Below are 25452 nucleotides of genomic sequence, written 5' to 3' on the forward strand. Positions count from 1 at the left end.
TCACATCTCCAATCGTGCGCGGCCTCTGTCGATGTCGGCCGCGTTCATTCTACTTTGCCATTGCGCATCGATGCTCATTGCGTGATCGCGACGAGCGCGGCGAACGCATCGGCTTCATCGCTTCGACGGATGATCGGGCCGCCCGCGCACTTAGCGATCTGCCTTGGATCGAAGTTCGCGGGCTGCGCCATGGCTCTTACTCGCCGTAGATATCGAAATCGAAATACTTCTGTTCGATACGCTTGTAAGTGCCGTCCTTGATCATCGCGGCGATGGCGCCGTCGAGCTTGTCCTTCAGGTCGGTGTCTTCCTTGCGCAAGCCGATTGCCGTGCCCGGCCCGAAGATCGCGCTGTCTTCGAGCGCGCCGCCCGCGAAGCCGTAAGGCTTGCCGCGCGGCGTTTCGAGAAAGCCGCGCTCGGCCTGCACGGCATTTTGCAGCGACGCGTCGAGACGTCCGGCGAGCAGATCCTGATAAACCTGATCCTGATCCGCGTAGGACACGACCTTTACGCCCTTCGCGCCCCAATGCGCCTTCGCATAGGTCTCTTGCATCGAGCCTTGCTCGACGCCGACCGTCTTGCCCGCGAGCGATTCGGCGGTCGGCTGGATGTTCGAATCGCGCTTGGCGACGAGGCGCGTGGGCACGTGAAAGAGCTTGCTGGAGAATGCGATCTGCTTGACGCGCGCGGGCGTCATCGACATCGTGGAAAGCACGCCGTCGAACTTGCGCGATTTGAGGCCCGGAATCATGCCGTCGAATGCGTTCTCGACCCACACGCACTTCGCATTGAGACGCCGGCACAGTTCATTGCCGACATCGATGTCGAAGCCGACGAGCGTGCCATCGGGTGCCTTCGATTCGAAAGGCGGATAACTCGCATCGACACCGAAGCGGATAGTCGACCACTCTTTTGCATGCGCTCCGATCGATACGGCCAGCATCGAACCCAATAACACCGTCAACAGCCTCTTCACGATAGTCCCTTCATTCCATGAGTTTGAGTGTAGGCGATTTAAGCCGCCGTTGAAGATTATAGAGGCGTGCGCGCGGCGCAAAAAGGAAAACGGCCGCGAAAAATCGCGGCCGTTCCGGGCGTACCTGCTGTCGATGTCGCCGGTGCTCAGCCCGCACGCACTTCGACGCGGCGCGGACGCGCTTCCTCGCGACGCGGAATCGTGAGCTTGAGCACGCCGTTGCTCAGATTGGCGTCGATCTTCGCGGTGTCGAAGTCGTCGCTCACCGTGAAGGCGCGTGCGAAACGCGGCGCGCGCAATTCGGCGTGATGCACGCGCACCGCGCCTTGCACCGGCAGTTCCGCTTCGGCTTCGATGGTGAGGCGCGCATCGTGCACCTTCACGTCGAGCTTCTCGCGCGACACGCCGGGCAGATCGGCCCACAGCGTGATGCCGTGGCTATCCTCGACGATATCGACAGCGGGCGTCACCGTCGCGCGACGCACGGTGTCTTCGTTCTTGCGCGCCACTTCGTTCGTGTTTTGCGCGGAGACTTGCGTGTTCTCGGTCATGATGTGCTTCCTCTTACTGAATGTTGATCGCGCGCGGCTTCGACGCTTCGCGCTTGCCGATGGTGATGGACAGCGTGCCGTTCTCATAGCGCGCTTCGACCTTGTCCGTGTCCGCGTTCTGCGGCAGTTCGATGACACGGCGGAAGCTCCCTGTGAAGCGCTCTTTCGCATACGTGCGCGCGCCTTCGACCGGCGCTTGCGCCTTGCGCTCGCCGCTGATCGTGAGCGTGCCCTTGTCGACGGTCACGTCGAGCGAAGCGGGCTCGACGCCCGGCGCGAACGCGACGATTTGAATCGCATCATCAGTGCTGCCGATGTTCAGGCGAGGGAAGGCATCCGCGCGGCTCGAACGAATGCTCGAAGGAAGATTGCCGAAGAGCGAGGACATCTGCCGTTGCATGCGGTCCAGGTCCGAGAAAACATCGCCGCCAAAATAAAAGTCACTCATGGTCCAGTCTCCGATAGTGCGGCCCGACTAGGCCGGCAGCAGGAAGTTGAATCGGCAGCGCGGGTTGTGCGTCGCTGCCCTTGCATCCAAGGTAGGTGCGAAGGCTATCGTTTCAATACCGGAGCGCTATCTTTCCAGTGCGATTTATTTTTGTTCGGCGACTCTTGAAAGGCGTCGAAGCGCTCCTATTTGCGCCCGTCGTTGCCGGTTATCGCGTGATGCTTGCCGGCGCGCGCGGCCTCTCGCTCTTACAATGGTGACCGAATGATTGCCACGAACGAGGACCGGGACGATGAAAGTATGCGTATATGGCGCGGGCGCTATCGGCGGATGGATCGGCGTGAAGCTCGCGCAGGCGGGCTGCGATGTCAGCGTGGTCGCGCGCGGCGCGACGCTCGATGCACTGAAGAAGGATGGGCTGCGGCTCGTCGAAAAAGATGCGACACATGCCGTGAAGGTCGCGGCGAGCGCCGAACCCGCCGATCTCGGTGTGCAGGATCTCGTCGTCGTGGCGGTGAAGGCGCCCGCGATGGAATCGGTCGCCGCGCATGTCGCGCCGCTGCTGTCGAATGAAACCGTCGTGCTGACCGCGATGAACGGCGTGCCCTGGTGGTTCTGCGATGGCCTGGGCGAGCCGTTCACGGGCAAGCGCCTTTCGTCCGTCGATCCGTACGGCAACATCGCCGCTGCGATTGCGGGCGCGCAGACGGTCGGCTGCGTCGTGCATGCGAGCTGCTTCGTCGACACGCCGGGCCTCATCCGGCATCATCAGGGCAAGGGCCTGATTCTCGGCGAGGCGACGGGCGCGCCGACCGCCCGCACCGAAGCGCTGGTATCGCTGTTCTCGAAGGCGGGCTTCGACGCCACGCTCTCCCGGCAGATTCAACGCGACGTCTGGTTCAAGCTGTGGGGCAACATGACGATGAACCCCATCAGCGCGATCACCGGCGCGACCACCGACCGCATTCTGAGCGACGATCTCGTGCGCGGCTTCGTTACGAACGTGATGCTCGAAGCGAAGGAAATCGGCGCGCGCTTCGGCATCCCTATCGAACAGGAACCCGAAGACCGCCATGCCGTCACGCTCAAGCTCGGTGCGATGAAAACGTCGATGTTGCAGGACGTGCAGGCGGGCAAGGCGGTCGAGCTCGATGCGCTCGTCGCGTCGGTGCGCGAACTGGGCACGATGACCGGCGTGCCGACGCCGTTCACCGATGCCTTGCTCGGACTCGCGCGCCTGCACGCGCGAACACTGGGGCTTTATCCGGCGGCATGAACCTGCATCACGCCACAACAATACGCAGCGGGTCCGCGGCCGCGAACGCCTCGGCCCGCTCCGCGCCCGGCGGATAAATCCATTCGGTGTTGATGCGCGTCTTCAGGGCCTTCGCCTGCGCGCCCGACATCTTCACCTCGCGCTCCCAGCCTTCCGTATAGACCGCGCCCCAAGGGCCGAGATCGAGACACGTCACGTATTTCGGCTGGCTATACGGAATGGGCGCATCGCCCAGCAAGTCCGCCGCGACATTGTGGCCCGCCGAGCGGCCCAGGTTCATCGCGTGCTGGCAGGACATCATTGCGTGGTTGCCCTCGTCGTCGGTGGCGGCGTAGGCGACGTCGCCGGTTGCATAGACCGTGTCGACGCCCGCCACGCGCAGATTGCGATCCACATGCAGGCGGCCGAATGCGTCGCGCTCGGCGGGAATCTGCGCGGTCAGCGCGCTCGCGCGCACGCCGGCGGTCCAGATTACGGTGCTCGCTTCGATGCGCTCGCCGTCGGACGTGGTGAGTCCGTTCGCATCGACGGAGGTCACCGCCGCGCCGAGCCGCCATTGCACGCCGAGCGATTCGAGCGCTTCGATGATGACCGGACGCGGACCCGCGCCGAGGTCCGGCCCGATCTCCTTGTTGCGCTCGACAATGACGACGCGCACATCCGCGTTCTCTCCCAAGGCCGCGCGCAGACGCGCCGGCATCTCCGCCGCCGTTTCGATGCCCGTGAATCCGCCGCCCGCGACGACCACCGTGTTGCGCGCAAGGGTATCGGGCTGCGTCGCGAGCTTGCCGATATGCGCTTCGAGCGCGGCGGCTTCATCGACCTGATCGACGCTGAACGTGTGTTCCGCGAGACCCTGGATTTGCGGGCGGAACAGGCGGCTGCCGGTCGCCAGAACGAGACGGTCGTAGTTCAGCGTGGACGGCGTGCCGTCCGCGCCGAGCATCTCGACCTCGTTGCGTTCGACATGAATGCGTTCCACCGTGCCCTGAATGAACCTCACGCCCGTGGACGCGAAGATGTCCAGCAGCGGCGCCTTCATGCCCGCGGCGTTTTCTTCATACAGGCGCGGACGGACGTGCAGATGCGGCTCGGGCGCGATCAGCGCGACTTCGATATCGGTCCTGCCGTGCTGATCGATGAGACGCGCCGCGGACAGGGCGCTCCACATGCCGGCAAAGCCGGCTCCGACTACCAGAATGCGCTTTGACATTTCGATGCTCCTTGAAATTCGACTTTGAGGCCGCCCGGCGAACAGGCGTCGTGTTGATTGCATAACTGCGATTCTATGAGTCGTAGTTAAATTGGGCAAGAAAATTACGTGACATGACACAGATTGTCTTGAACTAGCTTAAACGGCCCGGATCGATGCGACTTTCGGACATCGAAATGCGAATCTGAGATTGATAAAGTCGTAGTTACGATGTATGGATCAGAAAAAGGCGGTCGCGTTAAGCTACGCACTGCACGCAACGAAACATCAGAGGAAGTCCATGGAGCAAACGAATCAGCAGGGAAGCCCGAGCGAACTCGTTCAAATGCGCGACATGCTGCGCGAGTTCGTCCGGGAGCGGGACTGGAGCCGGTTTCATTCGCCGAAGAATCTGGCCGCGGCGCTGTCCGTCGAGGCAAGCGAGTTGCTCGAACCGTTCACGTGGCTTGCCACCGGCGACAAGAACGAACTGGATGAAGCGCGCCTGCGAGCGATCCGGCACGAGATGGCCGACGTGCTCGCGTATCTCGTGATGCTGGCCGATTCGCTCGACGTCGATCTGCATCGCGCGCTGATCGAGAAGATGGCGCTGAACCGGTCGAAATATCCGGCGCACAGAGTCAAGGGCGACGCGCGCAAGTACACCGAATACGACGAATGAGCCCACGCGGGAAAGCCACTGGCGCACGATGCGCCCGCGCGGTTAAGCTTGGCGTTCAGCCCGTTCCCTTAGAGGATTGCCGATGGACTTTTCGCTTTCTCCGGAGTTGACCGATCTGCAGGCGCGCGTGCGTGCTTTCATTGCAGAAGAAATCATGCCCTTCGAGCGCGATCCGCGTTGCACGCCGCATGGCCCGAACGAGGCGCTGCGCGCCGAACTGATCGCGAAGGGGCGCGAGGCGCGGTTGTTGTCGAGTCACGTATCGCCCGAGTTCGGCGGCCTCGGCCTGAACCATGTCGCCAAGGCCATTCTGTTCGAAGAGGCGGGCTATTCGCCGCTCGGTCCCGTTGCGCTGAACATTGCCGCGCCCGACGAAGGGAACATGCATATGCTCGAAGCCATCGCGACGCCGCAGCAGAAGGAGCGCTGGCTGCGTCCGCTCGCGGCGGGCGAGATCCGCTCGTGCTTTTGCATGACCGAGCCGCCGCCGGGTGCGGGCGCGGACCCGGCGATGCTGCAGACCATCGCCGTGCCGGACGGCGACGAATACGTGATCGATGGGCGCAAGTGGTTCATCACGGGCGCGGAGGGCGCGTCGGTCGCGATCATCATGGCGAAGCTCGCCGACGGCCCCGCGACGATGTTCCTCGCCGACATGTCGAGCTCCGGCATCGTGATCGAACGCGCGATGGATTCTCTCGACACGTGCTTTCCGGGCGGTCACGGCGTCGTGCGCTTCGAAGGTTTGCGCGTGCCGAAGGAGAACGTGCTGGGCGAGCCGGGCGAAGGCTTTCGCTATGCGCAGGTGCGGCTGTCGCCGGCGCGTCTCACGCACTGCATGCGCTGGCTCGGCGCCGCACGGCGCGCGCACGATGTCGCGACGGCGCACGCGCGTGAACGTCAGGCGTTCGGCCGTGCGCTGGGCGAGCACGAAGGCGTCGGCTTCATGCTCGCTGACAACGAAATGGATCTGCACGTGACGCGCCTTGCCATCTGGCACTGCGCATGGGTGCTCGATCAGGGCGTGCTCGGCAAGCACGAATCGAGCGTCGCGAAGGTGGTGTCATCGGAGGCGCTATGGCGCGTCGTCGATCGCTCGGTGCAGGTGCTGGGCGGCCAGGGCGTCACGCATGAAACCGTCGTCGCGCGGATTTTCGCGGACATGCGCGCGTTCCGGATCTACGACGGTCCGTCGGAAGTGCATCGCTGGAGCATTGCGCGCCGCATTCTGCGCGGGCCGAAACCGCGCGCCGAACCTGCATGACGAATGCCGTTTCACTGCACGGTGATTTCGCCACGAGCCTGCCGTTGCGCGATGATGCGGCTCGCGCGCATCGCGTTGTCGGGATAGTTCAGCCAGTCGTTGGGATCGTAGCCGACCGAGCGCCATAGCAGGAACTCCTGCTTGACCTGTGCGCGCGTTTTCGGCGCGTTCGGGTCGCTGGTTTGCGCCTGCGGTTGCGCGAGCGCGGACGCTGCGCAGCAAAGAGCGAGCGCGCCGAGAATGATGCGGGGGATGGATGTCATGACGGTTGCCTCATACCGTGCAGCACGGTCATTTCATTCTAGGTGACAGAACGCAAACGCGCAGAAGACGTTTGCGCGTACTTCCGCATCGCATTCCATGCGCGCCGCGTGATATTCGATATGCCGTGTATCGACCAATCGCCCTATACTCGATCGTTTCGGGCGGGGAATTCCGGCGCAGCACCGAGCCACAGCCTGAGCCAACGAAAATACGACAAACAGGCCGCAGTCATGAGCATGTCGAGCGTAGCCGTCACCAGCAGTTTTCCGGAGATGGACGAGCTGAAGGCGATTCGCGTCGCGGGCGGCGAGCGTTTCGCGTGGCGCACCATCGGAGAGGTGCGTGCGCGCCAGCATTCGTTTCCGATCCTGACCGCGTCGATCGGATCGGACGATCCGCACGCGCCCGCCATCGGCTTTTTCGGCGGCGTGCATGGGCTCGAATGCATCGGCACGCAACTCGTGCTCGAATATATGCGCGCACTGTTGCACCGGCTCGAATGGGACGACACGCTGCATCAGCAATTGCGCGCGATCCGGCTCATCTTCATGCCGATCGTCAATCCCGGCGGCATGTTCGCGCGCACCCGCGCGAATCCGAACGGCGTCGATCTGATGCGCAACGCGCCGCAAAGCGCCGAGGGACGCGTGCCGTTCCTCGCCGGCGGACAGCGCATCGGGCCATGGCTGCCGTGGTATCGCGGGCCTGTGGATGGCCGCATGGAAGTGGAGAGCGCGGCGCTGCTGTCGGTCGTCGAAGAACAGTTGATGTCGCGGCCGCTCAGCTTCGCGCTCGATTGTCATTCGGGCTTCGGCTGGGACGACAGCATCTGGTTTCCATATGCGTGCACCGAGCGGCAGATGGCGCATCTGCCGGAAATGTATCTGTTGAAGACCATGTTCGAGGAGTCGTATCCGCATCACGGCTACGCGTTCGAGCCGCAGAGTCATCAATATCTCCTGCATGGCGACCTGTGGGATTTCGCGTATGACCGCTCGCGCGCGCCGAACATCTTCTTGCCGATGACACTCGAACTCGGCTCGTGGCGCTGGATCCGAAAGAATCCGATGCAACTGTTCTCGCGCCTCGGCATCTTCAATCCGATCAAGGCGCACCGCACGCGACGCGTGCTTCGGCGTCATCCGAACTTTTTCGATTTCCTCACGCGCGCCGCGTTCTCGTCGCGCCGCTGGCTGCCGAGCGGCGAATTCCGCGAGGACGTGTTGCGGCGCGCGCGCGAACACTGGCAACGCGCGGGCATGTAATGAGCCAGTGGATCCTGTTGCGCGGACTCACGCGGGAAGCGCGCCACTGGGGCGCATTCGATGCGGCGCTCGTCGCGCACGGGCTCGTCGGCGCGGGCGAGCGCGCGGCGTGCATCGATCTGCCGGGCAATGGCGTCGAACATGCGCATGCCGCGCCGCTTTCGGTCATCGAGATGATGGACTTCGTGCGCGAACGCGCCATGTCGCTGAACGTGCGCATGCCGTGCCGCGTGCTCGCGATGTCGCTCGGCGCGATGGTCGCCACCGCGTGGGCCGAACGTCATCCCGACGAGATCGAGCGGCTCGTGTTGATCAACACCAGCATGCGTCCGTTCGCACGCGTGACCGAGCGCCTGCGTCCCGCGGCATGGCCGATGCTCGCGCGCATCGCGACGGGATGGACGCGACCCGACCGATGCGAAGCGCTGATCCACACGCTCACGTGCAATCGCGACGACACGCGCGATGCGGACATCGCGCACTGGGCGGATCTACGGCGCACGCACGGCGCGAGCGCGGCGAACGCGCTGCGGCAACTCGCGGCTGCGGCACGCTTTCGCGCGGGCCGCGACGCGCCGCGCTGTCCCGTTTTGCTGCTATCGTCGGCGGCCGATCGGCTGGTCGATCCGGCATGCTCCACGCGCATCGCGAAGCAGTGGCGCGCGTCGCATTCGGTGCATCCGTGGGCGGGCCACGATTTGCCGCACGACGATGCAAACTGGACGTGCGAAGCCATCGCTGCATGGCTCGACGCACATGAACGCACGCGTGACATTCGCGTGGCAAACCCGTGACATCCACATTCGAAGGCAACATGAAACCGCCCATCGTCAATCTCGATACACTCGATCCGCAACCGCTGCCGCCCGAATTCGCCCCGACGGGCGCCGCCGCGGAACGCTACGCGCCGCGGATCGCGCGTATCGGCGGCCTTGTCGGCGCAAAAAAGCTCGGCTATAGCCTGATCGTGCTCGATCCGGGCAAGCGCGCGTTTCCGTTTCATCATCATCGCGTGAACGAGGAGATGTTCTTCGTCGTCGAAGGCGAGGGCGAGGTGCGTATCGGCCAGGAAAAGCATGCGATTCGCGCGGGGGATGTCATCGCGTGTCCGCCTGGCGATTCCGGCACGGCGCATCAGATCGTCAACACGGGGATGCAGGCCTTGCGCTATCTCGCGATCAGCACGATGCAATCGCCCGAAGTGGTGGAGTACCCCGATACGGGCCGCCAGGCCGTGCTCGTCGCCGACGAACCCGGCGTGAAAGGGCTTCGCGCCGTGTTTCGCGCCAGCGATTCCCTGGGGTACTGGGACGGCGAATGAAGCGGGCGCAAAGATGACGAAAATCCATCGTCGTTGACATCTCGCCGGTTATTGCGCGTAACAGTTACGACTTTCCTGTTAATTCTTGTTAATCCCGTGCCGTTCGCACCACGCCTAGGGAAACCTCGTGTTGCAACGCAGCATCGCATTGCGTATGCTGTTTCTCGCAGGCCGTAGAGGCTGCCGTTTCATGCATCGAACAGTATCGACACGAATAATCAAACGCCGGCAAGCACAGAGCGTTTCATCGGGCGGGCCGATGAGCATTAAGGGTGTCCGCTTGAGGGAGCCGCACATATGGAACTGACCACATCGTCGAAACCGACGCTTCACATCTTCAATCAGGAAGGCGCGTGGCATTGGGGCATCACCGTCGAGCGAGCAGCGGGAGGCGGAATGAAGGTCGTCGCGTATAGCGACGAAGGCTTCGGTTCCGAGGAAGAGGCGCGCGAGGACGGCGAGCATGTCCTGCGCTCCGAGGACTGGCGCTCGCGCCAAAGCTTCAGCCGCAGCGAGCGGCGCCAGGGGTATTCCTGATCGGGGCGACGCAGGTTCGCCTCGATGTAGTCCAGCGGTTCTTTTCATCTCCCGGTCGTACCCACTCCTCGCTGTATCTTTCCCCTGCACCGAAAACGCGCGACACTGGACATCCCTGCATTTCGACAAGGCGCGCCCCATGTCGCCCGTTCCCTGTCCGCCTCACGCAACGCCCGACGATCCCCGTTTCACGATACGCCGCATGACGCAGCGCGACGTCGGCCTGGCGCTAGACTGGGCCGCGACCGAAGGATGGAACCCGGGCCTCGACGATGCCCGTTCGTTCTTCGCCGCCGACGAACAAGGATTTTTTGTCGGCGCGTGGGACGGCGCGCCGGTCGGCTGCATCTCCGCGGTCGCATACGGCGATGCGTTCGGTTTCATCGGCCTCTATATCGTGTGTCCGGAGTGGCGCGGCAAGGGCTTCGGCATGCGTCTGTGGAACGAAGCCATGGCGTATCTCGGCGCGCGCAACATCGGGCTCGACGGCGTGCTCGCGCAGCAGCCCAACTATCGGAAATCCGGCTTCGTGCTCGCGTATCGCAACGTGCGCTATGAGGGCGTCGCATCGGCGGGCGGGGATAGTGTCGATGGCGTCACCGTCACCGATGCGATCAACGTTCCCTTCGATCGCCTCCTCGACTACGACAGCCGCATCTTCGCCTGCGAGCGCGCCGCGTTCCTGCGTGCATGGTTGTCACAGCCGCGGCCGCATGCACGCGCACTCGCCGCGCTCGATGGCGACGCGGTGCGCGGCCTCGCCGTCATCCGCCGTTGCGGCACGGGCCACAAGATCGGTCCGCTCTTCGCCGACGATCTGGCCACCGCGCGGGCGCTCTATCGCGCACTCGTGTCGGTCCTGCCGGGCGAGACCGTGTTTCTGGACGTGCCGGAAAGCAACGCGGCGGCGCTCGCGCTCGCCGTCGAGCACGACATGCAGAGCGTATTCGAAACGGCGCGCATGTACACGCGGGCGGCGCCGGACGTGCCGCTCGCGAAGGTATTCGGCGTGACGACCTTCGAGCTCGGCTGAAGGCCGGAAGACTCGATCAGGCGGGCGGCGTCCCGTCGTGGAAGAAGGTCTTCAGTTGCGAGCGCAACTCGGGCGAGTCCGTGTGCTGATGAACGGCGACGGCGTGCTGGACGGCCGCTTCCATCAGTTCGTCCTCGGTATCGGCGGACAAGGCGACGCTGCATTTCACGTCGCTCGGGCACTCGCGGCAATCGATGTACTTGCGTGTCATGACATCCTCCTTGCATGAGACCCTCATTCCAGTATAGGCGGCGCGCCGCGTGGCCGGGGCGTCGTTTGCACGCGCGCGCTCACTCCGGTAACGTGTGACCTCTGCGCCACTCGCGAGCCCGCTCATGAGCCACGATCATTCAGATCATCACGACCACGACCACGACCACGACCACGATCACGCCGGCGGCGCGTTGCCGGAAATGGACCTGCGCGTGCGCGCGCTGGAATCGCTGCTGGTCGAAAAAGGCTATATCGATCCGCAAGCGCTCGATGTCTTCGTTCAGACCTACGAGCACAAGGTCGGCCCGCGCAACGGCGCGCGCGTCGTCGCGAAGGCCTGGCGCGACCCGGTGTTTCGCAAGTGGCTCTTCGACGACGCCACCGCCGCCATCGCATCGCTCGGCTTCACCGGGCGGCAAGGCGAGCACATGGTCGCGCTCGAGAACACGGAGGACGTACATAACATGGTCGTCTGCACGCTGTGCTCGTGCTATCCGTGGTCGGTGCTCGGGCTGCCGCCTGTCTGGTACAAGTCGGCGCCGTACCGTTCGCGCGCGGTGATCGATCCGCGCGGCGTGCTGCAGGAGTTCGGCGTCGAGTTGCCGCAACATGTCGACTTGCGCGTGTGGGATTCGACCGCCGAAGTGCGCTATCTCGTCGTGCCGATGCGTCCCGCCGGCACGGATCATCTCGACGAAGACGCGCTCGCCGACCTCGTCACGCGCGATTCGATGATCGGCACGGGTGTCGCGCTGGCGCCATCGCAGACGGCGGGAGCAACGGCATGAACGCGGCGCACGACATGGGCGGCATGCAGGCCTTCGGCCCCATCGAAATCGACGCCTGCGACGCGCCGGGTGCATCGCCCTTTCATGCGCAATGGGAGCGCCGCGTGCTGGCCGTCACGCTCGCGATGGGCGCGACCGGCCAATGGAACATCGACACGTCGCGCGCGGCGCGCGAAAGCCTGCCGCCCGCGCGATATCTCGGCAGCAGCTATTACGAAATCTGGTTCGAAGGCTTGAAGAAGCTGCTGATGGCCAAAGGGCTCGCGAACGCCGAGGAAATCGCGAGCGGCCGTTCGCAAGCCGCCGCGAAGCCGAACGTGCGCGTGCTGAAGGCGGCGGACGTGAGCGCGGCGCTTCTGCGCGGCGCGCCGGTCGATCGGCCGGCGACGTCGGCGGCGCGCTTTGCCGTCGGCGACGAAGTGCGCACGAAGCTGATGAATCCGCCGACGCACACGCGTCTGCCGCGCTATTGCCGGGGCAAGCCCGGGCGCATCGTCGCCGTGCGCGGCACGCATGTGTTTCCGGATGAAAACGCGCTCGGCCGCGGCGAGCATCCGCAATGGCTCTACACCGTGCGTTTCGATGCGAAGGAACTGTGGGGATCGGACACGACCGCGTCGTCGGTGTGTGTCGATTGCTGGGAGCCTTATCTCGATGCAGCAAGCGCATGACATGACATCGAACGATCAGAAACCGAAGCTGCATGAACTGCGAGCCGCATTGCCCGAGTTGCCTTTCGACGACGACGGTCCGGTGTTTCGCGCACCCTGGGAAGCGCAGGCATTCGCGATGACGCTCGCGTTGTACGAGCGCGGCGTGTTCACGTGGAGGGAGTGGGCACACGCGTTGAGCGTCGCGATCAAGGACGCGCAGGCAGCGGGCGATCCCGATCACGGCGATACCTACTACGCCCACTGGCTGAGCGCGCTGGAGCGCGTCGCGGCCGAGAAAGGTTGCGTGAGCGCGGCGCTGCTCGCGCGCCGGCGCGTCGAATGGGACGAGGCTGCGCGCGTCACGCCGCATGGCCAGCCGATCGTCCTGAAACGCGCGCAGACGTTGGCCGCCGCAACGCTCGACGCGTATCGCGCGGCGATCTATCGCATCGATGCGCAGCCGGATGTCGCCATGAAGATCGGCGTCGCGAATCCCGATGCCGTGTCCTTGCTCGATAAGCACGGCGTCGAAAGCGCGGTGTTCGTCACGGCGTTCAACCCGTTCGGCCGTGTGCTCACGCGCGAGGAGAACGCGGTTCGCCAGCGCGCGCTGGTCGAGCATGTCGGGCAGATGGGCTTGCGCGCGCTGCCGGGCGAGGGCATCGATCCGATGAACGGCTGGGTGGCCGAAGCGAGCCTCTTCGTGCTCGGCGCGACGCGCGAAACCGCCGATGCGCTGATGATTGAGTTCGAACAGAACGCCGTCGTGCACGTCGATCGTGCGGGCGTGCCGCGCTTGCTCCTGCATCCGGACCATTGCTGAAATCATTCACAAGGAGAAACTCATGCCGCTCGTTCGCATCGATCTGCAGAAGGGCAAGGACAGCGCGTATCGCACGGCCATCGGCGATGTCGTGTACGACGCGATGCGCTCGACGCTCGACGTGCCCGAGAACGATCGCTTTCAGATCGTCGCGGAGCATGGCGCGACGGATTTCATCGTCGATCGCACCTATCTCGGCATCAGCCGCACCGACGATTGCGTCGTGATTCAGGTCACGCTCAACGAAGGCCGCGACCTCGCGAAGAAAAGCGCGTTCTACAAGGCCGTCGCCGAAGGTCTGCACGAAAGGCTGAAGCTGCGGCGCGAGGACGTGTTCATCAGTCTCGTCGAAGTGAAGAAGGAGAACTGGTCCTTCGGCAACGGCGAGGCGCAGTACGCACCCAAATGACCGCAGCAACGATTCCGTTCGATATCCGGCCGACGCTGCTTCCGGACAACGCGCCGGCCGACGTGCGCGTGTGGCTGCTCCATATCGACTTTTCGGCGCCGCTCGACAGCGCCATCTACGGCGTGATGATCGCGAGCGAGCGCGCCCGCGCCGCGCGCTTTCTGCGTCATGCGGACGCCGCGCGCTTCGCCGCCGTGCGTTGCGCGCTGCGTTATCTGCTGGCCGCCGAAACGGCCGACGATCCCGCGCGTCTCGCGTTCGATGCCGGCGAGCGGGGCCGGCCGTTTCTCGTGCATCCCGACGCGCCGGATTTCAACGTGTCGCATTCGGGCGCGTATGGATTGATCGCACTATCGCGCGAGAGGCGCGTGGGCGTCGATATCGAGGAAGCGCGCGCGACGTTTCAGTGGCGCGATCTGGCGCCCGCCGTGCTCACGGACAGCGAACTCCGCGCAATCGAGGCATTGCCCGACGATACGGCGAGAAGCCACGCGTTCTTCGACTGCTGGACCGCGAAAGAGGCTGTCTTGAAAGCACATGGCGACGGCATCGGCAGCACGGCGATTCCGATGCACGGCTTCGCGGTTCTTCCGCGCGAGGGCGCACGCTATGCGGTCACGCGCAACGCCGGCGAGTTCGACGCGGTTTCGCTCACCGCGCCTCGGGACTACGCTGCCGCGCTCGCCTGGTCATATTGATGCATTGCAGCGAGGTTCAGGCGACCTTCGTGCGCAGCAGGTCGCGCTGGGTGAGATAAAGCCGCAGGTCGAATTCGATCTGGTGGTAGCCCGGTTGCATCAACTCGCACAGCCGATAGAACGCCTTGTTGTGATCGCTCTCCTTCAGATGCGCGAGTTCGTGCACGACGATCATCCGCAGAAACTCGGGCGCGGTGTCCCTGAAGAGCGACGCGATGCGGATTTCCTTCTTCGCCTTGAGCTTCGCGCCCTGCACACGCGAGATCGCCGTGTGCAGGCCGAGCGCGTGACGCAGCACATCGAGTTTGCTGTCGTAGAAGACCTTGTCGATCGCGGGTGCGACGCGCAGGAATTCCTGCTTCAGATCTGAGCAATATGCATAAAGCGCGCGGTCCGACTGGACGGCGTGCTTGTTCGGATAGCGCGCGTCGAGATAAGAACCCAGTTGTTGCTGGGCGATCAGTCGGCGTACCTTGTCCTGTAGCACGTTCGGGTAGGCGCTCAGGTATTTCAGGTGTTGCATGACGGCCGGATTCAAATAAATATGTTCGATGCCTGTATGCGCAGGCGGGCGTGGGGCGCATCGGTCGGCGTCCGCAGCGTGGAGTGCGCGTTCTACGAATCATTTTAGTCAACGCAGCGCCGCCTCGCCGCTACAGTGAGCACAGGCGTGTTTCGCCGTGCGCAATTGCGTAAGTTTATGTTTCAGACCGGTTGCTGCCCCGGACGCCGTGCGAACATGCGCGCTTTCCGGGCAAGGGCGACAAAGCGGGTTTCTTCATGGCATCGAGCAGGGCTCATCATGCGACAGGGTGGGCGGCAGGCATCATCGCGGCGGCGGTCGTGGCGCACCCTGCAACGGCGGGAAGCGCGAACATGCTTTCCGGCGTGCTCGCGCTGCTCGCGGGCGTGGCCGGCGCGACCGCGCCCGACTGGCTCGAAGTCGCGTGGTGGACGCGCGCGCGCAGGCTCTGGATCACGCATCGCACGCTCACGCACTGGGGCATCGGCTGGGCCGCGCTGCTCGCGCTTTCGTATCATTTTCTCGGGCGGCATCCGGCGGCGCCCGTCGCGTTCGGCTTCGCGTGCGGCGGTCTCATGCATCTCTTCGCGGACTGGCCGAATCCGCTCGGCGTGCCGTGGATCGCCGCGCGCCACTCACTCAATCTTTGGACGAGCGGGCATTGCGATCTGATCATCGTGGCGGCTGCGTGGGCCGCGGCGCTTTTCGTCGTCGACGATGTCTGGTTTCATCATGCCTATGGCCGCATGCTGCTGAATGCGCTGCGCATCTGACGACATCGCAAGGAGTCACGTTCTCTCATGCAAACGAACCACATGCACAATCGCCTCGTCCTCTTCTTCGTCACTTGCTTCGCGATGCTCGCGCTCGGCGGCTGCGCGGTCTTCAACCGCGATGCGATGCGCGTGAGCGTCGCGGGCATCGAGCCGCTCGAAGGGCAGGGGCTGGAAATGCGCTTCGCCGTGAAGCTGCGCGTGCAGAATCCGAACGACGCGCCTGTCGACTTCGACGGCGTCGCGCTCGATCTCGACCTCAACGGCCGCGCATTCGCGAGCGGCGTGAGCGACCAGCGCGGGACGGTGCCGCGTTTCGGCGAGACGGTGGTGTCCGTGCCGGTGACGGTGTCGGCGTTCTCCGTCGCGCGTCAGGCGTTCGGCTTCGCGAGCGGCAACACCGTCAGCAAGGTCTCGTACACCGCGCGCGGCAAGCTCGCGGGCGGCGCGTTCGGCGGCGCGCGCTTCAGCGACAGCGGCTACGTCGATCTTCCGGGACTGGGCGCTTCCGGCGACTAGGGTGCGCGCGCTTCGTTCGGATCGTAGGGCACGACGCGATCCGCCTCGTTGGCGTCGTTGCGGGCGATTACCGCGCGAGCCGGTTCGGTCGCGCTCAGATTGACCGGCTGATGCGGCACGCCGGGCGGAATGAACACGAAGTCGCCCGGCTCGTTGATGACCGATTCCGCCAGCCCCGGCCCGTAGCGCGTCTCGATGCGCCCTTCCAGTATGTAGATGCCCGTCTCGTAGCCGACATGCACGTGCGGCTCGCCATGCCCGCCCGGCGGTACGACGACGAGATGCATCGCGAGGCCGCGCGTGCCCGCCGTCGCCGCCGAGAGCCCGATGAAATAGGGCAGATGCTGCACCGACGCGAGCTTCTCCCGAGGCCGCACCGTGACAACCGTCTGCTGCGAAGACTCCTGCGTGATGTCCTGCATGGCGATTCCTCCGTCGGCCGATGCGCCGCTATCGACAATAGCCGAAAGCCGGTGTCGCGCAAAGGTCACGCGGCGCGGCTAACGTAGCCGACATGCGCACCGTCTTTGTGCAACCGCACATGCCCGACCGACGAGCAAAGGCCCGGGCCGGCGCATAATCTCCTTGATTCGAAGAGCGTGCCGCAACCGCACCGCAACCGAAAGCCTCGGGAGGACACCATGCTGGTCAAGAACGAAGCGCGGGTCGAACACCTCATCAACGATCTTCTCGAGTTCGCGAGAGGACGACTGCCGGAACCCACCTTCAAGATCATCGAGCCGTTTCTTCGCTATTACTACGAGCAGGTCGATGTCGAGGATATCGCGAGCCGCGATGTCGCCGATCTCTACGGCGCCGCGATGGCGCACTGGCAGACGGCGCAGAAGTTCGTGCCCGGGCGCGAAGTGCTGCGCGTCTACAACCCGAATCTGGAGCAGCACGGCTGGCACTCGGATCACACGATCGTCGAGATCGTCAACGACGACATGCCGTTTCTCGTCGACTCGGTGACGATGGAGCTGAATCGTCTCGGCCTCGCGCTGCATTCGGCGATTCATCCGGTGTTTCGCGTCTGGCTCGGCGGCAAGGGCGAGATCGAACGCATCGGTCAAGGTCATGCCGAAGCGGGCGACGGCAATTCCGAGCTCGAATCGTTCATTCATTTCGAAGTGGACCGCTGCGGCGACGGCGAGCGTCTGGAAGAAGTGCGCGACAACATCGCGCGCGTGCTCGGCGACGTGCGCGCGGCGGTCGAGGACTGGCCGAAGGTCACCGAGGCGGCCCGCGTCGCGATCGGCGATCTGAAGGCGCGCGACACGACGCCCGACGGCATCGAGTCCCGTGCGTTCCTCGAATGGATGGTCGCGGATCATTTCACCTTCCTCGGCTGCCGCGATTACGAACTGGTCGAGCACGAAGGAGGCTTCGCGTTGCGCGGCGTGCCGGGCTCAGGCCTGGGCATTCTGCGCGAAACCTTGCGCGCGCCGTCTGCGGGCGATGTGACGCCGCTGCCGCCGGGCGCGGCCGCGATCATCGAAGGCGCGGCGCCGATCTTTCTGACCAAGGCGAATTCGCGCGCGACCGTGCATCGTCCCGGCTATCTCGACTATGTCGGCGTGAAGCGCACGTCGCCCGATGGCAAGGTGACCGGCGAGCGGCGCTTTCTCGGCCTCTATACATCGACGGCGTATCTCGTGCCCACCTCCGAGATTCCGATCGTGCGCCGCAAGTGCGCGAACATCGTGCGGCGCGCGGGCTTTCTGGCGAAAGGGCATCTGGCGAAGTCGCTCATCACGGTGCTGGAGCAGTATCCGCGCGACGAGCTGTTTCAGGCCGACGAAGACGTGCTCTTCGATATCGCGATCGGCGTGCTGCGCCTGCAGGAACATCAGCGCACGCGCCTGTTCGTGCGGCGCGACCGCTTCGACCGCTTCGTGTCGTGTCTCGTGTTCGTGCCGCGCGACAAGTTCAACACCGACCTGCGCCGCCGCATCAGCAAGGTGCTGATGGAGGCGTTCAACGGCAGGAGCATCGAGTTCACGCCGCTGCTTTCCGAATCGCCGCTTGCGCGGATTCATATCGTCGTGCGCGCCGACCGGGGCGCGATGCCCGAAGTCGATACGCGCGAGCTCGAAGCGCGCATCGTGCAGGTCGCGCGCCGCTGGCAGGACGACCTCGCCGATGCGCTCATCGACAGTCACGGCGAGGAAGCGGGCAATCGTCTGCTGCAACGTTACGCCGATTCGTTCCCCGCCGGTTATCGCGAGGACTATCCGGCGCGCACGGCGGTGCGCGACATCGAGTTGATCGAGGCGACGCATACGCGCTCGGGCGGTCTGTCGATGAGCCTGTACCGGCCGATCGAAGCCGGACGCCGCGCGTTTCGCTTCAAGGTGTATCGCGTCGGCGATCCGATCGCGCTGTCCCACAGCCTGCCGATGCTGGAACATCTCGGCGTGCGCGTCGATGAAGAGCGTCCGTACCTGATCGAGCCGACCGGCGCGCCGAATGCGTGGATTCACGATTTCGGCCTCGAATTGCAGGACGATGTCGAATTCGATATCGACCGCGTGAAGCCGCTCTTCGAGAATGCGTTCGCGAGCGTGTGGTCGGGCGAGATCGAGAACGACGACTACAACCGCCTCGTGCTGCGCGCGGAGTTCGCCGCGCGCGACGTGACGATCATGCGCGCCTATGCGAAATATCTGCGACAGGTCGGATCGACCTTCAGCGATGCGTATGTCGAGCGTGCGCTGATCGGCAATCCGCTGATCGCGAAGAAGCTGCTGCAGCTTTTCATGGTGCGCTTCGATCCGGCGCGCGGCGGATCGGCGGAAGATCGCGACAAGGCTGCCGAACGCGTGCTCGCCGATATCGAAGCGGCGCTCGACAAAGTGCCCAACCTCGACGAAGACCGCATTCTGCGCCAGTTCCTCGGCGTCATCACGGCGACGGTGCGCACGAATCATTTTCATCGCGATGCGCAAGGCCAGCCGCGCCCGTATGTGTCGTTCAAGCTCGATCCGTCGAAGGTGCCGGGACTGCCCGAGCCGAAGCCGATGTTCGAAATCTGGGTCTATGCGCCGCGCGTCGAGGGCGTGCATTTGCGCGGCGGGCGCGTCGCGCGAGGCGGGCTGCGCTGGTCGGACAGACGCGAGGATTTCCGCACCGAAGTGCTAGGCCTGATGAAAGCGCAGATGGTGAAGAACACGGTGATCGTGCCGGTGGGATCGAAGGGCGGTTTCGTCGTGAAGAATCCGCCGCCGATATCCGATCGGGAAGCGTTCCTCAACGAAGGCGTCGCGTGCTATCAGATGTTCCTGCGCGGACTGCTCGACGTGACCGACAACCGCACGCCCGACGGCATCGTGCCGCCGCCCGATGTCGTGCGCCACGATCCCGACGATCCGTACCTCGTCGTCGCGGCGGACAAGGGCACCGCGACGTTCTCCGACTACGCGAACGCGATCGCGCACGAGTACGGATTCTGGCTCGACGACGCCTTCGCGTCCGGCGGCTCGGTCGGCTACGACCACAAGAAGATGGGCATCACCGCGCGCGGCGCATGGGAATCGGTGAAGCGTCATTTTCGCGAGATGAACTTCGATACGCAGACGACCGATTTCACCGTCGTCGGCATCGGCGACATGTCGGGCGACGTGTTCGGCAACGGCATGCTGCTGTCGCGCCATATCCGGCTGATCGCGGCGTTCGATCATCGGCATGTGTTTCTCGATCCGACGCCCGATTCGGCGACAAGCTTCGAGGAACGCGCGCGCCTGTTCGCGCTGCCGCGTTCCAGTTGGGCCGACTACGATGCCGCGCTGATCTCGACGGGCGGCGGCATATATCCGCGCACGGCGAAGTCGATTCCGATTTCGCCGCAGGTGCAGGCGGCGCTCGGCATCGGCGCATCGGTGCTCGCACCGAACGAACTGATTCGCGCGATCCTGCTTGCCGAAGCGGACCTGCTCTATAACGGCGGCGTGGGCACGTATGTGAAATCGAGCGTGGAGACGCATCAGCAGGTCGGCGATCGCACCAATGACGCCGTGCGCGTGAACGGCGCGGAACTGCGCGTGAAGGTCGTCGCGGAAGGCGGCAATCTCGGGCTGACGCAACTGGGGCGCATCGAGTTCGCGCAGAAGGGCGGGCGCATCAATACCGATGCGATCGATAACTCCGCGGGCGTCGATTGCTCGGACCACGAGGTCAACATCAAGATTCTGCTCGGCCTCGTCGTCGCGGATGGCGAGATGACCGAGAAGCAACGCAATGCGCTGCTCGCCGAAATGACGGATGAAGTCGGCCTGCTCGTGCTGAAGGACAATTATGCGCAGACGCAGGCGCTGTCGATCGCGAAGCGCCATGAAGCCGAGACCCTCGACGCCGAAGCGCGCATGATGCGCTTTCTCGAACGCGCGGGGCGCCTGAAGCGAAGGATCGAGTTCCTGCCGAACGATGACGAGATCACCGAGCGCGCCGCGGCGAAGTCGGGGCTGACCTCGCCGGAGCGCGCGGTGCTGCTCGCGTACGGCAAGATGTGGCTCTACGACGAGCTGCTCGAATCGGACGTGCCGGAAGACGCGCTCGTCGCGGACCTGCTGCCCGAGTATTTCCCGAAGCCCTTGCAGCAGCGCTATAGCGAGACGATGCAGCGTCATCCGCTGAAGCGTGAAATTCTCGCCACGCATCTGACGAATGCACTTGTGAATCGCGTGGGCTGCACGTTCGTGCATCGGCTGATGGAGGAGACCGATGCACGCCCGAGCGACATCGTGCGCGCGGCGCTGATGTCGCGCGATGTCTTCGATCTCGACGATCTGTGGCGCAGCATCGACGGTCTCGACAATATCGTCGCGGATGAGGTGCAGGCGCGCATGTTCGTCGATGTCGTGCGTCTGCTCGACGACACGTCGCTCTGGTTCCTGCGTCATCTGAAGCACAACGGCACCGGCGCGCAAGAGGCGCGGGGCGTGCTCGCGCGTTGCCGCGAGGCCGCGCAGCGTCTCGCGCCGCAATTGCCGGCGTTGCTTCCCGCGACGCAGCTCGACGCGTGGTACGCGCGCCGGCGCGAGTTCGAGGATGCGGGCGTCGAAAGCAGTCTCGCGGCGCGCGTCGCGAGCGGCGAGATCGCGACTGCCGTGCTCGATAGCGCGGAGGTGGCGGCGTGCTCGGGGCGCAGTCTGGAACTCGTCGCGGGCGTGTACTTTGGCATCGGCACCTTGCTCGACTATCGCGGCATCGCCGAACGGGCGATGGCCCTGCCGATCACGACGCATTGGGATCTGCTTGCGCGCGCCGCGGCACTGGAAGAACTCGCGCGACTGAAGCGTGCGCTGACGGTGAGCGCGCTCGAGCAATCGCGCGGCATCGATGCGCCGGATGTGATCGTCGAGAGCTGGCGCGCGAAGCGCCAGGACGCGCTGGATCGCTATACGAGGCTGCTGGCGGAGCTGCGGGCGAGCGGCGGGGCGAGTTTGTCGATGCTGCTGGTGGTGGTGAGGGAGATGGCGGTGCTGGAGCGGGCCTGACTTCGCGGCTCCCGATGGCGATGGCGCGGGCGCTACGGTCCGGTCATCGCCAGCCCGCTTTTAGGAATTATCTTTCTTTTCGAAAGTTCGGAATTGCCAAATAATCGTCGGTTTTCTGAAATCATCTGATCAAAGACAGTTGATTTCGGGACATCGATGGATAGGAGGCAATCAATGAACGTTACTAAAAGGCGTGCGACGATCGTCGTCGCATCGTTGGCACTGCTCAGCGGGTGCGCGACCGAAGCGTCGCGTACATTGGCGGTCCCAGCGGTCGCCAGCGCTGAAAAGCCGTTTGCCGGCAAACCCGTGCCGGTGGCCATCGGCAAGTTCGATAATCGTTCGAGTTACATGCGCGGCGTGTTTTCGGATGGTGTCGATCGCGTCGGCACTCAGGCCAAGACGATTCTCATGACGGCGCTGCAGCAGAGTCAGCGTTTCACCGTGCTGGATCGCGACAATCTCGGCGAAACCAAACAGGAGGCCGGCTTCGCGAACAAGGCCCAGTCGATCCGGGGCGCGAATTATGTGATCACCGGCGACGTGACGGAGTTCGGCCGCAAGGAAGTCGGTGACCACCAGTTGTTCGGCATTCTCGGGCGCGGAAAGACCCAGGTGGCCTATGCGAAGGTCAGCCTGAACATCGTGGACACAGCCACGTCCGAAGTCGTGACGTCGAGCCAGGGCGCGGGCGAATATAGCTTGTCGAACCGGGAGGTGATCGGCTTCGGCGGAACGTCGAGCTACGACTCCACGCTCAACGGCAAGGTTCTCGATCTCGCGATCAGTGAAGCGGTCAACCACCTGGCCGAACAAGTCGACGCGGGCGCGTTGCAGGCAAAAAAGTAACTCCACTCGGTTTCATTCGAACAACATGATCATGAAGATTCAGAAGCTGGCCGGCCTCGCGCTGCCGGGCGCGGTCGCGTGCGCGCTGCTGACGGGGTGTGCGACGAAAACCGCATCGCTCTATCAATGGGACGGCTATCAGCCGCAGGTCTACGAGTATTTCAAGGGGCAAGAGGGCGTGCCCGGGCAAATCGCGGCGCTCGAAGCGGCGCGCGAGAAAGTCTATGCGAACGACAAGACGCTGCCGCCGGGCTTCCGGGCTCATCTGGGCATCTTGTACGCAAGCGTCGGAAAGGGCGCCGAGGCTCGCCAGCAATTGACGGAAGAGAAGGAGCGTTTTCCCGAGTCCTCCGCCTATATGGACTTTTTGTTGAGCAAGCTTCAGTAAGAGCCGACCATGAACTTCACTATCTCTCGCAAACTCATCGCGGCGTTGTCGATTCTCCTGTCGTTGACGGCATGCGCCTCGCGCTCGCCGAGCCAGATGGACTACACGGCGTTTCGCAACAGCAAGCCACGCTCGATTCTTGTCCTGCCGCCGACAAACGACACGAACGAAGTTGGCGCTACATACGGCATGCTGTCGCAGATGACGATGCCGATCGCCGAAGCCGGCTACTACGTGGTGCCGGTCGCCGAGATGGAAGAGACCTTCCGGTACAACGGACTGACGACGGCCAACGACATCCAGAACGTTTCGGCCGAAAAGCTTCGTAGCATCTTCGGCGCGGACGCGGCGCTGTACACCAAAATCAAAGAGTACGGCTCTTCGTATCGGGTCATCGCGAGTAAGACGACCGTGGCAGCGGAAGCGAAGCTCGTCGATCTGCGCTCGGGTGAGACGCTGTGGAGCGGGACGGCAACAGCGAACGGCAACGAAGTAGGCGCTAACTTCAGCGTCGGTTCGGGACTCATCGGCGCACTCGTGCAAACGGCCGCGCAGCATGTTGTCGACGTCACCCGCGACAAGTCCTGGGCCGTTGCGGGACTGACCAGTCAACGGTTGCTGGCGACCGGCGGACCGAACGGTCTTCTCTATGGTCCGCACTCGCCTAAATTCGGAACGGATTGAGCGGTAACGATCGCAAGACGCGTGAGCGCGCCGAATCATCGGCGCGCTTTTTTTTAGTGCTGTTAAGCCGTCGCTTCTTTAATAGATCATCATTAATTAAGGAATACACAAGAAACTCATGAAGCACTGAATTCGCTCCCCATTCACATCGGCAACTTTGTCCGATACATGCTAGATCACATGCACGATTTAACTGGTCGGGCACTTTACATCGCGTAATCCAAGGCATTAAATCAAGAGGCGGAGCGGAGCCTCCGCGCGTCGCATTTCATTCCCGTTCTCGTGGTCTCTCCGGTGCGCATTCGATCGACATGCCACGCACGATCCGATGGCGGGTTCCTTGCGCTTTCGCGTACCAACTGGCAGGGTCGGAAACGTCGCAGCGCTTTAATTGGCAGCGAGGTCTCACAATGATGAATATCTCAGGCGAAGCGATCGACACTCTCAAGGCGTCGGTGAGAGGCAGGATCATCTCACCGTCGGATGCCGACTACGACGAAGCACGCAAGGTCTGGAACGCGACCATCGACAGGCGTCCGGCGCTCATCTTGCGTTGCGCGGGCGCGGCTGACGTGATCGCGGCGCTCGCGTTCGCGCGCAAGCACGGCGTGCTCGTTTCCATTCGCGGCGGCTCGCATAACATCGCGGGCAGCGCAGTCAGCGACGACGCCCTGATGATCGATCTCTCCGCGCTGAAGTCCGTGCGCATCGATCCGCAAGCGAAGCGCGCCTATGTCGAGCCCGGCGCGCTGCTCTCGGACTTCGACCACGAAGCGCAGGCATTCGGTCTCGCGACGCCGCTCGGCATCAACTCGACGACGGGCGTCGCCGGTCTCACGCTCGGCGGCGGTTTCGGCTGGATCAGCCGCAAGTTCGGCGTGACGGTCGACAATCTCGTCGCGGCGGAGATCGTCACGGCGGACGGCACGTGGCGCCGCGTGAGCGCCGACAGCGAGCCCGAACTCTTCTGGGCATTGCGCGGCGGCGGCGGCAACTTCGGCGTCGTGACGCTGTTCGAGTATCGGTTGCACGACGTCGGTCCGCAGATCTACGGCGGCCTCGTCGTCTACCCGCTCGAACAGGCGGACCAGGTGCTGCCGAAGTATCGCGAATTCGTCGCGCAAAGCCCCGATGATCTCACCGTGTGGGCCGTGCTGCGCCTTGCGCCGCCGCTGCCGTTTCTGCCCGAAGATGCGCACGGCAAGCCGGTCGTGGTACTGGCGAGCTGCTATGTCGGGCCCGTCGAAAACGGTGAAAGAGCGATCGCGCCGGTGCGGAGTTTCGGCACGCCTTACGGCGAGCATCTCGGGCCGATGCCCTTCGCCGCATGGCAGAAGGCATTCGATCCGCTGCTCACGCCGGGCGAGCGCAACTACTGGAAGTCGCACAACTTCGCGAGCCTGAACGACGAAACGTTCGATATCCTGACTAATGCAGTGAAGTCGCTTCCATCGACGCAATGCGAGGTCTTCATCGGCGCGATGGGCGGGCAGACGAACCGCGTACCCGTCGATGCCACTGCCTACGCGAATCGCGATTCGATCTACACGATCAACATTCACGGTCGATGGAGCGAAGCCGCGGACGACGAGAAATGCACGAAGTGGGCACGCGACATGTTCGCCGCGATGACGCCCCATGCAATCGGCAGCGTCTACGTGAACTTCATGACGGGTGAGGAAGGCGATCGCGTGAGGGCGGCGTATGGCCCGAACTACGAGCGGCTCGCCGAAGTGAAGCGGCGTTACGATCCGGACAACCTGTTCCGCAGTAATCAGAACATCACGCCCGCGGCGTGAGGCGCGGCGCGCCGTGTATCGTGCTCGAA

The 25452-nt window shown here is 64.0% G+C and carries 28 protein-coding genes; 20 read left to right on the top strand and 8 right to left on the bottom strand.

Going from position 1 to position 25452, the window contains the following annotated elements:
* Nucleotides 1–196 precede the first annotated feature (196 nt).
* The 3 genes from U4Y90_RS05840 to U4Y90_RS05850 form a co-directional block, all read right to left on the bottom strand.
* On the bottom strand, nt 197–976 hold the full coding sequence (locus tag U4Y90_RS05840; protein ID WP_321793143.1) for an ABC transporter substrate-binding protein: 780 nt from the start codon (nt 974–976) through the stop codon (nt 197–199).
* Nucleotides 977–1122: 146 nt separating this feature from the next.
* On the bottom strand, nt 1123–1527 hold the full coding sequence (locus tag U4Y90_RS05845) for an Hsp20/alpha crystallin family protein (protein ID WP_321793145.1): 405 nt from the start codon (nt 1525–1527) through the stop codon (nt 1123–1125).
* A gap of 13 nt (nt 1528–1540) precedes the next feature.
* Nucleotides 1541–1975, bottom strand: a complete 435-nt coding sequence (locus U4Y90_RS05850; RefSeq protein ID WP_321793147.1) for an Hsp20/alpha crystallin family protein — start codon at nt 1973–1975, stop codon at nt 1541–1543.
* A gap of 292 nt (nt 1976–2267) precedes the next feature.
* Between U4Y90_RS05850 and U4Y90_RS05855 the strand changes: the two genes are divergently transcribed.
* Nucleotides 2268–3251, top strand: a complete 984-nt coding sequence (locus tag U4Y90_RS05855) for a 2-dehydropantoate 2-reductase (protein ID WP_321793148.1) — start codon at nt 2268–2270, stop codon at nt 3249–3251.
* 7 nt (nt 3252–3258) lie between these two features.
* On the opposite strand, the gene U4Y90_RS05860 is transcribed toward U4Y90_RS05855, so the two are convergent.
* Nucleotides 3259–4464 (bottom strand): NAD(P)/FAD-dependent oxidoreductase, encoded by a 1206-nt coding sequence (locus U4Y90_RS05860; protein WP_321793150.1) that lies wholly within the window; start codon nt 4462–4464, stop codon nt 3259–3261.
* Nucleotides 4465–4744: 280 nt separating this feature from the next.
* Between U4Y90_RS05860 and U4Y90_RS05865 the strand changes: the two genes are divergently transcribed.
* Together U4Y90_RS05865 and U4Y90_RS05870 are read left to right on the top strand one after the other, a co-directional pair.
* Nucleotides 4745–5125 (top strand): nucleotide pyrophosphohydrolase, encoded by a 381-nt coding sequence (locus U4Y90_RS05865; protein ID WP_321793152.1) that lies wholly within the window; start codon nt 4745–4747, stop codon nt 5123–5125.
* A gap of 82 nt (nt 5126–5207) precedes the next feature.
* Nucleotides 5208–6389 (top strand): acyl-CoA dehydrogenase family protein, encoded by a 1182-nt coding sequence (locus tag U4Y90_RS05870; RefSeq protein WP_321793154.1) that lies wholly within the window; start codon nt 5208–5210, stop codon nt 6387–6389.
* An 11-nt stretch (nt 6390–6400) separates the two neighbouring features.
* Here U4Y90_RS05870 and U4Y90_RS05875 read toward each other — a convergent pair whose 3' ends face one another.
* Entirely contained in the window at nt 6401–6652 is a 252-nt protein-coding gene (locus U4Y90_RS05875) for a DUF4148 domain-containing protein (protein WP_321793156.1), read from the bottom strand.
* 231 nt (nt 6653–6883) lie between these two features.
* Between U4Y90_RS05875 and U4Y90_RS05880 the strand changes: the two genes are divergently transcribed.
* From U4Y90_RS05880 to U4Y90_RS05900, 5 genes are all read left to right on the top strand, one after another.
* Entirely contained in the window at nt 6884–7918 is a 1035-nt protein-coding gene (locus tag U4Y90_RS05880; RefSeq protein ID WP_415749298.1) for a M14 family zinc carboxypeptidase, read from the top strand.
* On the top strand, nt 7918–8712 hold the full coding sequence (locus U4Y90_RS05885; protein WP_321793160.1) for an alpha/beta hydrolase: 795 nt from the start codon (nt 7918–7920) through the stop codon (nt 8710–8712). The genes U4Y90_RS05880 and U4Y90_RS05885 overlap by 1 nt, the downstream gene beginning before the upstream one ends.
* A gap of 20 nt (nt 8713–8732) precedes the next feature.
* Nucleotides 8733–9239, top strand: a complete 507-nt coding sequence (locus tag U4Y90_RS05890) for a cupin domain-containing protein (RefSeq protein ID WP_321793162.1) — start codon at nt 8733–8735, stop codon at nt 9237–9239.
* A gap of 297 nt (nt 9240–9536) precedes the next feature.
* The gene (locus U4Y90_RS05895; RefSeq protein ID WP_321793164.1) at nt 9537–9776 is read left to right on the top strand and encodes a hypothetical protein; all 240 of its coding nucleotides are present in this window, start codon (nt 9537–9539) and stop codon (nt 9774–9776) included.
* 202 nt (nt 9777–9978) lie between these two features.
* A complete protein-coding gene (locus U4Y90_RS05900) occupies nt 9979–10809 on the top strand; it encodes a GNAT family N-acetyltransferase (RefSeq protein WP_321793166.1) in 831 nt (276 codons plus the stop codon).
* A gap of 16 nt (nt 10810–10825) precedes the next feature.
* Here U4Y90_RS05900 and U4Y90_RS05905 read toward each other — a convergent pair whose 3' ends face one another.
* The gene (locus U4Y90_RS05905) at nt 10826–11020 is read right to left on the bottom strand and encodes a DUF1059 domain-containing protein (RefSeq protein ID WP_321793168.1); all 195 of its coding nucleotides are present in this window, start codon (nt 11018–11020) and stop codon (nt 10826–10828) included.
* Between the two features lie 124 nt (nt 11021–11144).
* Here U4Y90_RS05905 and nthA point away from each other — a divergent pair, with 124 nt between their 5' ends.
* From nthA to U4Y90_RS05930, 5 genes are read left to right on the top strand one after another with little or no spacing between them, the layout of a single operon-like run.
* The gene (nthA, locus tag U4Y90_RS05910; RefSeq protein ID WP_321793170.1) at nt 11145–11810 is read left to right on the top strand and encodes a nitrile hydratase subunit alpha; all 666 of its coding nucleotides are present in this window, start codon (nt 11145–11147) and stop codon (nt 11808–11810) included.
* Nucleotides 11807–12481, top strand: coding sequence for a nitrile hydratase subunit beta (nthB, locus tag U4Y90_RS05915; RefSeq protein WP_321793172.1), 675 nt, complete (start codon nt 11807–11809; stop codon nt 12479–12481). The genes nthA and nthB overlap by 4 nt, the downstream gene beginning before the upstream one ends.
* A complete protein-coding gene (locus U4Y90_RS05920; RefSeq protein ID WP_321793174.1) occupies nt 12465–13286 on the top strand; it encodes a nitrile hydratase accessory protein in 822 nt (273 codons plus the stop codon). The genes nthB and U4Y90_RS05920 overlap by 17 nt, the downstream gene beginning before the upstream one ends.
* 22 nt (nt 13287–13308) lie before the next feature.
* Nucleotides 13309–13695: a tautomerase family protein gene (locus U4Y90_RS05925; protein WP_321793176.1), complete on the top strand. Its 387-nt coding sequence runs from the start codon at nt 13309–13311 to the stop codon at nt 13693–13695.
* Entirely contained in the window at nt 13692–14393 is a 702-nt protein-coding gene (locus tag U4Y90_RS05930) for a 4'-phosphopantetheinyl transferase family protein (protein ID WP_321793178.1), read from the top strand. The genes U4Y90_RS05925 and U4Y90_RS05930 overlap by 4 nt, the downstream gene beginning before the upstream one ends.
* 16 nt (nt 14394–14409) lie before the next feature.
* Here U4Y90_RS05930 and U4Y90_RS05935 read toward each other — a convergent pair whose 3' ends face one another.
* The gene (locus tag U4Y90_RS05935; protein WP_321793180.1) at nt 14410–14916 is read right to left on the bottom strand and encodes a M48 family metallopeptidase; all 507 of its coding nucleotides are present in this window, start codon (nt 14914–14916) and stop codon (nt 14410–14412) included.
* A gap of 257 nt (nt 14917–15173) precedes the next feature.
* Between U4Y90_RS05935 and U4Y90_RS05940 the strand changes: the two genes are divergently transcribed.
* Both U4Y90_RS05940 and U4Y90_RS05945 read left to right on the top strand, forming a co-directional pair.
* Entirely contained in the window at nt 15174–15689 is a 516-nt protein-coding gene (locus tag U4Y90_RS05940; RefSeq protein WP_321793182.1) for a metal-dependent hydrolase, read from the top strand.
* A gap of 27 nt (nt 15690–15716) precedes the next feature.
* On the top strand, nt 15717–16208 hold the full coding sequence (locus U4Y90_RS05945) for an LEA type 2 family protein (protein WP_321793184.1): 492 nt from the start codon (nt 15717–15719) through the stop codon (nt 16206–16208).
* Here the strand turns inward: U4Y90_RS05945 and U4Y90_RS05950 are convergent.
* Nucleotides 16205–16630 (bottom strand): cupin domain-containing protein, encoded by a 426-nt coding sequence (locus U4Y90_RS05950; RefSeq protein ID WP_321793186.1) that lies wholly within the window; start codon nt 16628–16630, stop codon nt 16205–16207. The genes U4Y90_RS05945 and U4Y90_RS05950 overlap by 4 nt on opposite strands.
* A gap of 219 nt (nt 16631–16849) precedes the next feature.
* Here U4Y90_RS05950 and U4Y90_RS05955 point away from each other — a divergent pair, with 219 nt between their 5' ends.
* The 5 genes from U4Y90_RS05955 (at nt 16850) to U4Y90_RS05975 (ending at nt 25423) form a co-directional block, all read left to right on the top strand.
* Nucleotides 16850–21703, top strand: coding sequence for an NAD-glutamate dehydrogenase (locus tag U4Y90_RS05955; protein ID WP_321793187.1), 4854 nt, complete (start codon nt 16850–16852; stop codon nt 21701–21703).
* A gap of 174 nt (nt 21704–21877) precedes the next feature.
* Nucleotides 21878–22552 carry a CsgG/HfaB family protein gene (locus U4Y90_RS05960; protein WP_321793453.1) on the top strand — a complete coding sequence of 225 codons (675 nt, stop codon included), beginning with the start codon at nt 21878–21880 and terminating at the stop codon, nt 22550–22552.
* A 25-nt stretch (nt 22553–22577) separates the two neighbouring features.
* A complete protein-coding gene (locus U4Y90_RS05965; protein ID WP_321793189.1) occupies nt 22578–22940 on the top strand; it encodes a DUF4810 domain-containing protein in 363 nt (120 codons plus the stop codon).
* Nucleotides 22941–22949: 9 nt separating this feature from the next.
* The gene (locus U4Y90_RS05970) at nt 22950–23624 is read left to right on the top strand and encodes a DUF799 domain-containing protein (protein ID WP_321793191.1); all 675 of its coding nucleotides are present in this window, start codon (nt 22950–22952) and stop codon (nt 23622–23624) included.
* Nucleotides 23625–24034: 410 nt separating this feature from the next.
* On the top strand, nt 24035–25423 hold the full coding sequence (locus U4Y90_RS05975) for an FAD-binding oxidoreductase (RefSeq protein WP_321793192.1): 1389 nt from the start codon (nt 24035–24037) through the stop codon (nt 25421–25423).
* The last annotated feature ends 29 nt before the right edge of the window (nt 25424–25452 follow it).

The organism is Caballeronia sp. J97 (assembly GCF_905220305.1).
GTDB lineage: Bacteria > Pseudomonadota > Gammaproteobacteria > Burkholderiales > Burkholderiaceae > Caballeronia.